Consider the following 13,199-nt stretch of genomic DNA (forward strand, 5'->3'; position numbering starts at 1 on the left):
TTTATTTTGCTTTTGAAAAAGCCATTTTTATAGCCAGATAAGTCAATACACTGGCCATAAACCATTTCTGAACCTTGATCCAGACCGGATTATTGGAAAAGAACAGGGCAACTCTCGCCGCTGTTAATACAATGATAAAGTTAATGCTGAAGCTGATCAGAACCTGAATAACGCCAAGTTCAAGACTCTGCGTGAAGACGGAACCATACTCAGGTTTGATGAACTGAGGAAAGAAAGACAGATAAAAGACGGCCACTTTCGGATTTAATACATTTGTTAAAAAGCCAATGGTAAAGAGCTTTTTAGGACTGTCATGAGCAGCATTCCTGTCAACATCAAAAATATTTCTGCTCTTTGGTTTTATTGCCTGATAGGCCAGATGTAAGAGATAGACAGTTCCCATGGCTTTAAGAACGGTATAAGCCAATGGAACGGCTAGTAAAACAGCGGTCAGGCCAAAAGATACCATGATAATGTGGAATAAAAATCCACACACCACTCCAGCCAGGGAAATAAACCCGGACTTTTTCCCCTGTGTTATAGATTTTGAAATCAGGTAAATCATATTAGGACCGGGACTGATAACTAAGATGAGTGCGGCCAGGATGAAAAAAATAAGTTCGTGAAATGGAATCATTGGTAGTTGTTATTTAAATGCGAATATTTCCGGTACAAAGATACATACTGTAGCTAATCTGATATGATAAAAAATTGAAGAAATAGTAATTTTCACTCAATTCAATTTTATTTTCCACTTGAATGTGATTTAAAATAAATACCAGTCTGTTTTTTTTGTAAATTTCAACACATAAAATAATTATCATTCACAAATAAATATTATCATGACTACTGAAAACATCTTTGAAGCCATCAGAAAATGGAAAAATCTTATTGATTCTTATAAAAATGGAATTAGCATAAATGGGGCAGAAATTTTGATATTTTTAAATCAGGGAACTCATTTCAGTGTTTCGGGGGAAGAAATAGAACAATGGAAAAGAAACCTTGGAACGGAAGAACTGAAAAGTATTCATGCATATGTAGGTATTCATGAGGAACAATTGAAATTTTTCCTGATTGATTCTAAAAGTGATAAGGATGCTGATTTTAGTAACATCATTATTAAAGAATTTTCAAGCAAATTTACTGAGGAGAAGATGGAGAGCAGCAATGACGAAGAAGTGATCCCGCCTCCAATCACAGCTGAATCGGCCATTAACCGAAATTTCAGATGGAATATGTTCGGTACTTCATGGATACAGGCTCAGAAAACAGAAGATATTTTTCAGCTGATTTCCATTCCGTTTTCAGATTATGATAAAATGGGAATTACAGGAGGGCAAACTTGTACCAGTTTTTTTGGACTTACTGATGATCTGGAGAAAAAAGATCCGGATTTTCCTTATCATATCGAAATTATTACCGTGAAAAGCCTTGCGATTAATCATATGAGTGAGACCGCAGAAAATTATTCTACTCCAAGACCTCCTTTTACCGTTGATACTCTTAATGATTATCAACTTTTGAAGCAGAGCACCAGTGTTTTCGTATAACAGTTTATCCCTGTATTTACAAATTATTATTAACCTGGTCTTGTGTACCGGGCTGATTGTATTGGTAAAAGATGGGATAAAAACAAAACTTCCTGTGATTGTGCTTCTTTCAGGAGAGTTTATGCTGGAGCTGACGGACTTAACGGACCGGCTGATGAAATTAAATACACTCAATACCTACAATTATATACTGAGCCAGTTTTTTGGTTTGATGATCCTTACCGTCATCTACAGCAATTATTATATCCAGCTTTCCCGTGAGTTAAAATGGATGATCTATGGATATGCAATATTGGCACTGATGACTAATGTGTTGTATGTGCAAAATGATACACAGGCTACTTTTTATTCCAATATTATTACCAGTATTATTATTTGTAGCTATGCAGCCTCTTATTTTATGAAGATTATCAGGGAAGGTAGGGCAGATAGGGATATGTTTATCGTGAACATCATTGTTTTCCTGTTTTTTTCTGTTGAATGTATCATATCCACTACCTTTAATTTTTTAATCAGCAACCATCTGAGCTGGGTAGCTCCTGTCTGGCTTTTTAGAGGCATTTTGCTATTGTCTTTTTATATTGCTTTTATTAATCTGGGATGTGGCGTTGGGAAAATCAGGATCAGATAGTTCTATGGATATGGATCGGTATTGGACTATTTTTTTTAACAACGTTATTCATTACGTTATTGGTCATTAATTATTTGAAAAGTATAAAGAAAAATAAACAGAAAGTCTCTCAGCTGGTCCGGAATACCCAAAAAGAATATTGGGAGAATACATTGCTTTTACAGGAGCAGGACAGGGAACGTCTGGCAGAAGAACTTCATGATAATATTATCTCACAGTTGAATCTCATCCGTTTAAACCTTACGGATAAAAATCCCGAAGAGCTTAATCGCGATCTGAAAAAATCCATGCAGTTGATAAGGGAATTATCCCATAATCTTACACCGCCGGACCTCGATGAGGTTGAACTGGCAGATTTGATTGCAGATTATCTTGCACAGGTTAATAAAAATATAGAGGTTATTTTCCGTCATATTACGATAAGAACCCCGATCAGCAGCCCGGTAAAACTGAACCTTTTCAGAATTGTTCAGGAACTGGTCACCAATATTTTGAAACATGCTGAAGCCACCAGAGTAGATGTGTCGCTGAGAATCTCTCTGAACTATCTGATGCTAACGATAGAAGATAACGGACGGGGTTTTATCGTAGAAACGCACTCTGGAGGCATTGGGTTTAGGAATATTCAGTCAAGAGCACAAAAAATTAAAGCCATTTATAAACTTAAAACACAGCCTGAAAAAGGCACAAAATTCATAGCCTGTATGGCAATACAATAAAAATAAACATGGAACATACGAAAATTAAAATCGGAATTGTAGATGACGACCTGCTGTTTGTACAGCTTTTGAAAAATTATATTGATAATAATGGAGACTATCAGGTTACACTGACCTCTACAGGCGGTTATCAGTTTCTTACTGAGGATTCCGGATCTTTAGACATTCTTATTCTGGATCTGAGAATGACAAACGGTGATGGTCTTGAAGTAATGTCTGAACTGGCTAAAAGAGAAACTGAAACAAAAATTATTGTTCTTTCCAGTTTTTATCGCCGTTCGTTCATGGGGCAGATGCTGAAAATGGGAGCCCATGCTTTTTTGCCCAAAGAAATTGAATTAGAAGAATTATTAGCCATTATCAAAACCGTTCACCACACAGGACATTATTTTTCCAATGATCAGATTGATGTCATGAGAAGCCAGCTTTCCAATAAACTTCCGGAGTTTCATGCCTTTTCTAAGAATGAGCTTACGGATAGAGAAGTGGAAGTTCTGCGATTGGTTTGCCAGCAGCTCAGCACTAAGGAAATTGCAGACTCTCTTTTTATTTCACCCAAAACGGTAGAAACTCATAAGACTAACCTGATGATCAAAACAGGAGTGAAAAATATGGCCGGGCTTGTAATTTACGCAGTACAGAACCAGGTTATAGATCCGAACGAAATCGTATTATTTGATAAGTAATTTTATCCCAAAAAGAATCAGGGAGCACATGAATGTACTCCCTGATAACAAGAAAATCTAAAAATACACTATAATTTAGGATTCAATACTTTAGCAATAGATACTGCATCTGCTACAGTGTCCAGGCTATAGATCTGCAGAATACCCTGAGTGGTAGCTGCCTGACCTAAAATGTTCTGTTGGTTTTGTGCATTCACTGCATTTTCAAACATGATTCCTGTAGAATGTGCAGCGGACTGATATACGTTACTTAAAGCCATTGCAGGAGATTCTGCTACTACTTTTACGTTCGATTGTGTTACTGCGTCTGTGATTTGTTCGTTTACTGGCATAATGATTATTGTTTATTTGGGTTAAAAAACAACCGGCTTTTCCGGTTGCTCGGATAATGGTATTTAAGCTTTTCGCAAGGTGAATTACGGAGTAAGGATTTTAGCCATAGAAACAGCGTCCGCAATGGTATCAAGACTGTAGATCTGTGCGATACCTTGTGTAGTAGCTGCCTGAGTGACAACGTTCTGTTGGTTTTGTGCGCTCACCGCATTTTCAAACATAATTCCTGTGGAATGAGCTGCAGTCTGGTATACGTTGCTTAAAGCTACTGCAGGAGATTCTGCTACTACCTTTACGTTCGACTGTGTTACTGCGTCTGTGATTTGTTCGTTTACTGGCATAATGATTATTGTTTATTTTGATTAAAAACAACCGGATTTTCCGGTTGTTCGGAAGGAATTTAAGCTGTTCGCAAAAATGAATTACGGATTAAGAATTTTAGCCATAGAAACAGCATCAGCAATGGTATCCAGACTGTAGATCTGAGTGATACCCTGTGTAGTAGCTGCCTGAGAGACAATATTCTGTTGGTTTTGTGTATTCACTGCATTTTCAAACATGATTCCTGTAGAATGTGCGGCAGATTGATACACGTTAGCTAAAGCCATTGCAGGAGATTCTGCTACTACTTTTACGTTCGATTGTGTTACTGCGTCTGTGATTTTTTCGTTTACTGGCATAATGATTATTGTTTATTTTGGTTAAAATAACCGGGTATTCCGGTCCTGAAAATGGTTATATTCTGCGGTTTGCAAGAATGATTAAGGTTTAAGAATTTTAGCAATTGAGATAGCATCTGCAATAGTATCTTTACTGTAGATTTGAGAGATACCCTGTGTAGTAGCGGCCTGCGTTACAATATTGTGCTGATTTTGGTTGGTCATCGCATTTTCAAACATGATTCCCGTAGAATGTGCTGCGGTCTGATATACGTTACTTAAAGCCATTGCAGGAGATTCTGCTACTACCTTTACGTTCGACTGCGTTACTGCATCTGTGATTTGTTCGTTAACTGGCATAATGATTATTGTTTATTAGGTTAAAAAACGACCGGATTTTCCGGCTGAGATAATGACTTTTTCTCAAAAAGTTTAAAAATTACGGCTTAAGAATCTTAGCGATAGAAACTGCATCTGCTACCGTATCCAGGCTGTAGATCTGCAGAATACCCTGAGTGGTGGCAGCCTGGCCTAAAATGTTCTGTTGGTTTTGTGCATTTACAGCATTTTCAAACATAATTCCTGTAGAATGTGCTGCAGATTGATACACATTGGCTAAAGCCATTGCAGGAGATTCTCCTACTACTTTCACGTTCGATTGCGTTACTGCGTCTGTGATTTGTTCATTAACTGGCATAATTGTAATTGTTTTTTTTGAGATCTGATCTCGGTTAATAATTATTGAGGTAAACTAGTTTTCTGTTTTATTTTAAACTCACTACAGATCCTGCAGATGAATACATTTCAAAAGCATTGGTATTGACAGGTTATAAGTGATTGGATCTGAAGGTGGCTCTGAATACAATGGTTGAGACCCTATCTGTAAAATCTGTGTGAGTGTAAAGCATATTTCCTGATAAAAAGGATGCGGTTTTTATTTTTAATATCTGTCTTAAAAATAAATATCTGCTGCAGGTATACTGGCTATGCTGGATTCTTTTGGGCTAAAGATGGATTCTGAATAATTGCTTCTGCACATAGACAGCATCTGAAAAACGGTGCAAAATAAATGTTGACCTGATTGTATATATTGAGGGCACCGGATTTCATCTTTGCAGAGAAAATAAACCGCATCCGTGGTGGTGAAACCGGAATTAGAAACGTCCTTTTCTAAATAGTCCTGATTCTTTGTGTTTCAGTTTTCCGGATCCCATTTTTTTTACTCCCATGACATAGTTGCTGATGGCAGTCATGTTATTTCGTTGTTGGTTCAAGGCAGAATTGATCTGCATTGCACCCGTAGAATGCGCACTTACCTGTGTTGAAATAGCATTAGGTACAGCGGTAGACATTCCCATAATTATAGTATCAATTTCGTTCATAATATCTGTTGGTGTTGATGTTTTTATGGACGGATATTGCCAAACCGGGCATTCAGTTTATTCATTCGGTCCATTATTTTAAGCTCCTTCTCTTTTACCTTTGCAGTGGATGCCTCCTGAAGTCTTTTCAATTGTTCTTCATAGTTCATCATAGGAGGATCAGTCTGAGCTGGTGTTGCAGCCTGTACCTGGGGAGGAACTTCTTGCTGTTTTACGGCTTCTTCCAGCTTTTCCAGCAGAGGAGCCAGCGATTTCATGGTCTCTTTGATGGCTTTATCCTTGATATAAGTAATGATTTCATCTTCATGTCTTAAAACAAAAGGCATGATTTCTTTTTCAACGACTTCAGGTTCCGTTACAGGTATAGGAGGTTTGTGTGCCGGAGCCTTTTTGCGGATTCTTCTGCGCATAAGTATTGTTTTAGAGTGTTGGGAATAGTGAGCACCTACTTACAGCAGATAATTAATGAATGCTGCTGCAGCCCTCCAGTCCCGGTTGATATCTTTTACTACATTATATCCTGTAATTTCCAATGCAATACACGCTGAAACAGCACTGGCTGACAACATTTCTTTTAACTGATTAGGAGGAAGGGTAAGGATATAATCATCCGGAATGATAAGCGATTTGCTGCCGGATGGAGGCGTTTCATTTACTATAATACTCAGGATTTCCTGAAAATAATGGGCAATCAGCTTGGATGCCTGAAATTCCAGTTCCCTTTTTAATTCTACTATTTCATCCTGGGAAGCCAGATCGGAAATGGCGCTTACATCCACATCATGTACGGAATATTGTGCTTCACCTGTGTCTGATGGAGTAATCGTAATATCCGTCTTCAGTACCCATTTTGATTTTTCGAGATTAACCGTAAGAAGATTTGAATCATAATCAGGAACGGCAATTTCGCTTAGAGTGGTAAAAGGTAAGATTCTTACATTACAGTAAAAGACTTTTGGATCATCCAGTTTTACCATGATGATGGCAATTCCCGTTGATTTATCTTTAGGTTCTACTACAAAAGACTGAAAATGATTATATCTTTTACCTCCTCTGCTGATGCAGTTGACCAGTCTTATGGATGGCTGAATATTAATATCAGAAGTCTGAAGATTGAATACAAAACGTTCTGAATTGTGTTCCGTCTTTTTGGGGTCTGCACTTTTGGTGTCCAGATAATTGATTTCACTGTTTTTAGTCAGATAAAGTCGTTCATTTAAATCATTTAAATTTTCCAGATTTAAAATCTTGGCGGGTTTGGTTGTTGAAGAATAATTCATCTTTTATTTATTTTAATTTTTTCAAGGAGTTGGTTTATTATTGTTTTTTTCTTTCGGTTCACTTCAGGTTCTACTGAAGGAATTACTGCTTCTTTAATCTCTGGTTTTATGAGTGGCTGTGTCAGTTTTACTGACTTTAATACTAATTTTCCCCCATGATCAGCCGTGATAAAGCTTTTTCTCATGCCTTCCTTTTCTGATGAGACTTCTTCCGGAACCGGATCTACTCGTTTTTTTTTTCAGGATCTTCAGTCTCAGGGATTACTTCCGTATAGGATGGGGGAGAAGGAAGGGCTTCTGAGACAGGAAGTGTGTTGACATTATAAATAGTATTGGAAATTTTAGCTTTTACTTCAGCATATTCACTTACCATTTTGAATAAGTCTTTCATCATTTCATTTCCTTTTCCTGCGTCCTGGCCTTGCACATGCTCTGCCATCTGAGTGGAGGTTTCTTTACTGCCCGGAGCCGGCCCGAAAGTCGTTCCATATGTCAGTAAATTATTGGCCAATCTGCTTAATGCTATAAGACCTACCTGCTCAAATCCTTTCAAAAAAGACTGTAAATCCTGAACCATCATTCCTGTAGACTGTTCTATCATTACTTTTGTCACTCCAGTCATTGGAGAAGCCTTAGGCGGGGCCAGTACCTCACTGTTCACAAATACTACAGCTTTCTCCGCCGGAGTGGTAGCATTGGCTGCCTGGGATTGTTGGGTTTCACTGTTGTTTTCACTCATGATTGTAAGGTTTTATAATTATCCTTTTAAAATTTTAATGGCATCTGCAACAATCGCAGGGTTGAGCTGGTTCAAGTTCTGCTGATTGGTTACAGAATTCTGAATGGAAATTCCACTGGCATGGGTGGCCATCTGGTAAAGCATACTCATAGCCTGTGCGGGAGACTCACCAAGTACGGTAACATTGGTCTGCGTTACTGCATCTGTAGTCTGGGTGTTTACTGTTTCTGCCATATTCTGGTTTTAATGGGTTACTATTGTTTTTTATTTTCAAACATCTTCTTTCAAAGACTTTTTCTTCAGCTCAACCTTATTGTTATTTCCTGGTTAAGCCTTAACTGTGAGATTGCTGATCTCTTTTGTCTGATACAAATTTCATCAATCGAAATAAATCTTCATTAAGGGAAAAAACTGAATTTTAAAAAATAAGGGAATTCTCCTATGAGTGAAATTTTTATACAATATCATATCGACATAATTAAAATCCGGAAAACAGACTAGCATATAAAGTGTATTTAATAATCATAACAGGTGAATACACAAATACCTTTTCTGCCCATACGGGTAAACCCTGAATTTCTGAAAATGGATAGATCCCCTCTGTTTTGTCAGGAGCTTTACCTTGAAATTTGTTCCCTAACGTATTATAATACTAAACGATATGATAAGGAATAGAAAAAAAAACAAAGCAGGTGCTTCCAATACAGATGATGCTAATCGCAGACCAGCACCAAGACCAGACCTTCCACGTGACCCCAAACCTGAATTTAAACCTAAAGTACTTATCCAACCCGGATACGCCACAGGTGATATGTTTGGAATTGCCGCGGCTTTAATTGATGATGATGAACTTCATGTTGTTATTTCCAAAGGCAATGGCACTTTCATAGACCACACGGATAAAGCAGATTCTATAAAAAAATTCTATAGAGATTCCGGAATAGGTGAGGATAGAATACATATAGTTGAAGTAAATAGATTAAGGGGAGATAATGCGGGTAAGAGAAGATTAGAAAATAAAGCACGTGAGTTTCAGCCAAGAGGATACATCAAAAGAGTGAATTATGGAACTGATTATATCGCGAGAAAATACTCACCGGCCTTACGGAATAAGCTAAAAGTAAGATGGGAGGTCAATAGTAATGGCTATGAAGATGAGGCTATAAAAAGTTGGCTGGAACAAAAAGGAATTCCTACCAGTGGAGACAATTTACTTATTTTATGGTCACGTTTCAGTGGGAAAGGAGGAGATATTCATATAGAACATGATACAAGCTATACAGGAATCAGACAAATTGTTTATAGAGTAGCAGAAATGTATGATGCAATCATTATTACCGGAGATAAAGGCTATGTGAAGGAGAGAGGATCTAAATTTGATGATATTGTCAATGAGGTCAAAAGTACCATTCACCCTTCCAAAGTATTCAATATTACCGAGTTTTGGGATGAAAAAACACCATCTTTATTAGCATGGGGAGGCAATACCCGTTTTGGGCAGTTTAAGCTATATGATTATTTTGAAAGACACTTTACCTATGTAAAGCACCTGGGTTTCAGAAGTGGTAATCTTGAAGTGATGGCGATGCTGGGGTACACGGTAAGGTATATGGAAGAAGAAGGAAGTGAGAGTGGTGGCAGAATGCTTGCCTGGAAGGATATAGGCGGAGGTAAGACTTTAAAAAGAGGAGATGCCACCGGATATGAACGGCTATTGTTGAGTCAACCTCCAACACGATCAGGCAAATTTCTTCAGGAAAAAATAAAAGAAATAAATACAAAAATTGAGGTAAAACTTGATGAAGAAATTAGCAGAATAATAAGGACTACCGGACCCAAAACAAAAAGGCAGATAGAAGATCTGAAAATAGAACTTAAACCTGCAATAGAAGCAATATTCATAGGAGAAAAAAGAGATTATACAGGGGCACATTATGCTCCGCGTAAAAAAGATGGATCACCACCAACCCCCATACCAAAAGAAGAAAAAGACAGATTTTATGAAGGGTTTAATGATAAAGATATGGAGCTTATTCTCAAGTATTTACAGCCTGAACGCTGGGTTGAGAAACAAATTACTTATAACCCCGTCATTCCACAGAAAAGAAAAGATTACAAAAAACTGTTGGAGAGTGCCGAAAACACTTATTAAACAATAAGCCTTGAATTACTGATTAAAATACGAAATTTCACTGATATTCCCAAAAGCCAGCCTTCTCTACAGAAGGCTGGCTTTTTTATTAATAATGCTATGCAGAAAGGGGAGTATTTTCACTATCCTTTTCAGGTAATTCCTTTCTCTTCCGCCAAAAGAAGTATGCAACAACAGCGGTCGCAATGGGCAGAGCAATACCAAACTCATCAATATAATAATTGGTATTTCCCGTATCTACAGTAAGCGGCGTGAAAATAGACTGTATAAAAAGGTTGTGGCTGGCATGTAAAATAACACCTGTCCATAAACTTCCGGATTTTAACCGTAACCAAGTGAAGATAAAACAGGATGCAAATATCATCACCGTAAAACATAAAAGAGCCAGCCATTTGGGACCACCCGTGTTATAATTAGAAAAAAGAAGAAGCGGATAATGATAAATAGACCATATAAGACCCATCCAAAGAGAAGTCGTAGTATAAGAATTGATCTTAGCCAGCTGTGGAGTAAGAAGACCGCGCCAGCCTATTTCTTCACCCAATGCTGATCCTACAGAACGCACCATACCAAAGCTGCTCATCAGAATAATATACAGGATGATGGTCTGGCCATCAGAAAGATTCCAGCCCATACCTTTACCAGCTTCTGCTACAAACTCATGATTATAAAAACCGCCAGCCCCACTGATCCAGATGATAAGGTAAGGAACTAAACTGTAAAGAATAGGAATACAGTAAGCCATGATCTGGTATTTTGTAAGGCCCCATTTCCAGCCTAGGGAAGAAACAGGAATTTTCCGGATACGGCAGGTAAGAAGAGCTGCGATAGCCGGACACCACATTACAATAGTGGCGTAAGATATAATTCCGCCACCGAGTTTACCGGTACGGATGCACATATAATAGACCGGGAGGCAGAAAAGCAGGGTAAGACACAGGTAAGTGGCAATATTCTTCCTGGTTTCGGATTTGGATATTGTATTTTCCATAAACTGATCTGGTGTTGGAGTTGATAAATAACTGAAAGATAGAAGATTATTTTCAAATAAAAATACACTTATTTTTATAACAATTATAATTTTAGTACTGTTCAATTTAAAAAAGAGGTCTTCTGTTTTTAATAATGGAAAAATGTAAATTAGCGAAAACAAATTTTTTTTCGAATTACCCTAGAACATGTCCAGACTAAAAGCCATAAGAGAACAAAAAAATCTGACCCAGGAGGAGCTGTCAGAAAAATCAAAAATTTCTGTAAGAACCATTCAGAGGATAGAATCCGGAACAGAACCTAAAGGACATACATTAAGAGCTTTGGCGCAGACTTTGGAAATAGAAGAATCTTTATTATTGCAGGAAGAAACCACTATTTCTGCTGAAATAGAAGAGATAAAAACAGAAGCCACAGAAGAATCTGAAACGCTCAATTATTCTTCAATCAAAATGATCAATCTTTCCTCCTTATTATTTGTGGTAGTACCTCCGTTAAATATCCTGGCTCCCTTTCTGATCATGCTTATTATGAAGCAGAGAAACAGTCTCACCAAACAGATTATTTCACTGCAGATGTTTTGGACAGCTATGGCACCCATTGTGTTTATGCTCGGTATCTTTTTAAAGCTCGGAAAAGAGTTTACGCTTATTCTTATGATCCTTATTGTATTGTCCAATGTATTTATGATCCTAAGAAATACTGCAGAAATTGACCGTAAAAACAAACTGTATTTTAAGTTGAAATTCAGTATGTTATAATTTTTATCGTTGCTTTGTCGGGTTCATTTTTATGTGAAAAACGAAATGAAATTTGTAAATATTTATATACTCAATTAGTCTGTTAATCTGTTTTCCGATTGAAAACAGCATTTTCAAATTTTTCTATGGCTTTCCTATTTTGCAAGTATTGGGGATTTTTTTAATCTCCCATTGTATTCTGATTCATCAGTATAAACTTTTGTACTGTAATAATGCTTTTTAGTTCTTGTGGAGATCTTTTATCAATTATAAAAGCAGCTGCCATTTGCGAGTTGCTTAGCAAAACAATCTTTACTTTTGCCCATTAAAATTCAGAGAAATTACCACGATTTATTTCCAAATTTTAAAATGTAACAATTTTTATTACATTTTTTTTGAAAAAGTACTCCTTGGATCATATTTTTTTTTACTTTTGATAAAAAAACACACTTTAATGATTTTAAAAAAATTAAATACAGCCATAGTAATGGTCATTCTATCAGCTGCATACAATTCTTGTATAGAAAGAAATGACAATGCAAATGTTCAGGATTCTAAAGAAACCGTTGTGAAGTTTTATACTGATCTTTATTCTTCAAACAACCAGAGTAAAGCCGATCTTTATGTGGGAAGCAGTTATAAAGAACACCAGCCTGAATCAGGAGATTACACTTATATGGGATTGAAAAATTATGCGTTACAAACCGCTAAAAATACCAATTATAAGATCACAGTACATAGGATTATACAACAAGGAGCTTACGTATTTCTTCATGTTGAAGAGAAAAACTCTGAGAAAACCATTGCCCACGGAGAGTTATTTAAACTTGGAGAGAATGGTAAAATTATTGAGCATTGGGGTAATCTTCAGGAGCAGCCTGCTACAACAGCCAATGGGAGAACCATGTTTGATGGGGCAAAAGTTAACTACACTCTGACTTCCGGAATCAGTAATCTCGCAAAATTTAAACAGGCAGATGCAGATATGTTCAACAAACTGGATTATTCTATTGTTGAGGCAACAAGAGTAGCCACTACAGCTGCTACTGTCTATAAGCAGCATAATCCGTTTATTAAAGATGGAAGAGAACAGTTAGGGATCTGGTTTCAACAAATGAAAGATTCAGGAACAACATTAAGCGTAAGTAATAAATTCATTTTAGGAGAAGGGGATTTCATTGTAGAAATGAATTATTTCAACACCAATAATGGCGCCGGGGAAGATTTCATTTTTGACATTATCAGGATACGCCCGGAGGATGCACTTACCGATGAGCACTGGGATATCGTTCAATCTATTAAGGGTAAAGACATCACCAAGGTATATTAACAAAA

General features: G+C 37.1%; 20 protein-coding genes. 7 read left to right on the forward strand and 13 right to left on the reverse strand.

Annotated features, from left to right (window positions below; translation table 11 throughout):
* Position 1 precedes the first annotated feature (1 nt).
* A complete protein-coding gene (locus tag OL225_RS04070) occupies positions 2 to 637 on the reverse strand; it encodes a LysE family translocator (protein WP_264517352.1) in 636 nt (211 codons plus the stop codon).
* Positions 638 to 842: 205 nt separating this feature from the next.
* Here OL225_RS04070 and OL225_RS04075 point away from each other — a divergent pair, with 205 nt between their 5' ends.
* The 4 genes from OL225_RS04075 to OL225_RS04090 all read left to right on the forward strand — a co-directional run bounded on the left by OL225_RS04075 (position 843) and on the right by OL225_RS04090 (position 3,589).
* Entirely contained in the window at positions 843 to 1,553 is a 711-nt protein-coding gene (locus tag OL225_RS04075; RefSeq protein WP_047378392.1) for a hypothetical protein, read from the forward strand.
* A 40-nt stretch (positions 1,554 to 1,593) separates the two neighbouring features.
* The gene (locus OL225_RS04080) at positions 1,594 to 2,184 is read left to right on the forward strand and encodes a hypothetical protein (protein WP_264517353.1); all 591 of its coding nucleotides are present in this window, start codon (positions 1,594 to 1,596) and stop codon (positions 2,182 to 2,184) included.
* A gap of 74 nt (positions 2,185 to 2,258) precedes the next feature.
* Positions 2,259 to 2,903 (forward strand): sensor histidine kinase, encoded by a 645-nt coding sequence (locus OL225_RS04085; protein WP_185097858.1) that lies wholly within the window; start codon positions 2,259 to 2,261, stop codon positions 2,901 to 2,903.
* An 8-nt stretch (positions 2,904 to 2,911) separates the two neighbouring features.
* Positions 2,912 to 3,589, forward strand: a complete 678-nt coding sequence (locus OL225_RS04090) for a response regulator transcription factor (protein WP_264517354.1) — start codon at positions 2,912 to 2,914, stop codon at positions 3,587 to 3,589.
* Positions 3,590 to 3,657: 68 nt separating this feature from the next.
* Here OL225_RS04090 and OL225_RS04095 read toward each other — a convergent pair whose 3' ends face one another.
* The 11 genes from OL225_RS04095 to OL225_RS04145 all read right to left on the reverse strand — a co-directional run bounded on the left by OL225_RS04095 (position 3,658) and on the right by OL225_RS04145 (position 8,216).
* The gene (locus tag OL225_RS04095) at positions 3,658 to 3,921 is read right to left on the reverse strand and encodes a RebB family R body protein (protein WP_047378387.1); all 264 of its coding nucleotides are present in this window, start codon (positions 3,919 to 3,921) and stop codon (positions 3,658 to 3,660) included.
* Positions 3,922 to 4,005: 84 nt separating this feature from the next.
* Entirely contained in the window at positions 4,006 to 4,263 is a 258-nt protein-coding gene (locus OL225_RS04100; protein ID WP_047378386.1) for a RebB family R body protein, read from the reverse strand.
* 81 nt (positions 4,264 to 4,344) lie between these two features.
* Positions 4,345 to 4,602, reverse strand: a complete 258-nt coding sequence (locus OL225_RS04105; protein ID WP_047378385.1) for a RebB family R body protein — start codon at positions 4,600 to 4,602, stop codon at positions 4,345 to 4,347.
* Between the two features lie 81 nt (positions 4,603 to 4,683).
* The gene (locus OL225_RS04110) at positions 4,684 to 4,941 is read right to left on the reverse strand and encodes a RebB family R body protein (protein WP_047378384.1); all 258 of its coding nucleotides are present in this window, start codon (positions 4,939 to 4,941) and stop codon (positions 4,684 to 4,686) included.
* A 79-nt stretch (positions 4,942 to 5,020) separates the two neighbouring features.
* Positions 5,021 to 5,278, reverse strand: coding sequence for a RebB family R body protein (locus OL225_RS04115; protein ID WP_047378383.1), 258 nt, complete (start codon positions 5,276 to 5,278; stop codon positions 5,021 to 5,023).
* Positions 5,279 to 5,735: 457 nt separating this feature from the next.
* Positions 5,736 to 5,963, reverse strand: coding sequence for a RebB family R body protein (locus OL225_RS04120; RefSeq protein ID WP_223599390.1), 228 nt, complete (start codon positions 5,961 to 5,963; stop codon positions 5,736 to 5,738).
* Positions 5,964 to 5,986: 23 nt separating this feature from the next.
* Positions 5,987 to 6,373: a hypothetical protein gene (locus tag OL225_RS04125; protein ID WP_264517355.1), complete on the reverse strand. Its 387-nt coding sequence runs from the start codon at positions 6,371 to 6,373 to the stop codon at positions 5,987 to 5,989.
* Between the two features lie 39 nt (positions 6,374 to 6,412).
* Positions 6,413 to 7,243, reverse strand: a complete 831-nt coding sequence (locus OL225_RS04130; protein WP_264517356.1) for a hypothetical protein — start codon at positions 7,241 to 7,243, stop codon at positions 6,413 to 6,415.
* The gene (locus tag OL225_RS04135; protein ID WP_047378379.1) at positions 7,240 to 7,428 is read right to left on the reverse strand and encodes a hypothetical protein; all 189 of its coding nucleotides are present in this window, start codon (positions 7,426 to 7,428) and stop codon (positions 7,240 to 7,242) included. Before OL225_RS04135 ends, OL225_RS04130 begins: the two co-directional genes overlap by 4 nt.
* Before the next feature lie 38 nt (positions 7,429 to 7,466).
* Complete coding sequence (locus OL225_RS04140) at positions 7,467 to 7,982, reverse strand: hypothetical protein (protein ID WP_047378378.1); 516 nt, start codon at positions 7,980 to 7,982, stop codon at positions 7,467 to 7,469.
* A gap of 18 nt (positions 7,983 to 8,000) precedes the next feature.
* The gene (locus OL225_RS04145; RefSeq protein ID WP_034697211.1) at positions 8,001 to 8,216 is read right to left on the reverse strand and encodes a RebB family R body protein; all 216 of its coding nucleotides are present in this window, start codon (positions 8,214 to 8,216) and stop codon (positions 8,001 to 8,003) included.
* 427 nt (positions 8,217 to 8,643) lie between these two features.
* Here OL225_RS04145 and OL225_RS04150 point away from each other — a divergent pair, with 427 nt between their 5' ends.
* Positions 8,644 to 10,134 carry a hypothetical protein gene (locus tag OL225_RS04150; RefSeq protein WP_264517357.1) on the forward strand — a complete coding sequence of 497 codons (1,491 nt, stop codon included), beginning with the start codon at positions 8,644 to 8,646 and terminating at the stop codon, positions 10,132 to 10,134.
* Between the two features lie 97 nt (positions 10,135 to 10,231).
* Here OL225_RS04150 and OL225_RS04155 read toward each other — a convergent pair whose 3' ends face one another.
* Positions 10,232 to 11,125, reverse strand: a complete 894-nt coding sequence (locus OL225_RS04155; protein ID WP_264517358.1) for a CPBP family intramembrane glutamic endopeptidase — start codon at positions 11,123 to 11,125, stop codon at positions 10,232 to 10,234.
* 187 nt (positions 11,126 to 11,312) lie between these two features.
* Here OL225_RS04155 and OL225_RS04160 point away from each other — a divergent pair, with 187 nt between their 5' ends.
* The gene (locus OL225_RS04160) at positions 11,313 to 11,885 is read left to right on the forward strand and encodes a helix-turn-helix domain-containing protein (protein ID WP_264517359.1); all 573 of its coding nucleotides are present in this window, start codon (positions 11,313 to 11,315) and stop codon (positions 11,883 to 11,885) included.
* A gap of 433 nt (positions 11,886 to 12,318) precedes the next feature.
* The gene (locus OL225_RS04165; protein ID WP_264517360.1) at positions 12,319 to 13,194 is read left to right on the forward strand and encodes a hypothetical protein; all 876 of its coding nucleotides are present in this window, start codon (positions 12,319 to 12,321) and stop codon (positions 13,192 to 13,194) included.
* Positions 13,195 to 13,199: the final 5 nt, after the last annotated feature.

The organism is Chryseobacterium viscerum, assembly GCF_025949665.1.
GTDB lineage: Bacteria > Bacteroidota > Bacteroidia > Flavobacteriales > Weeksellaceae > Chryseobacterium > Chryseobacterium viscerum_A.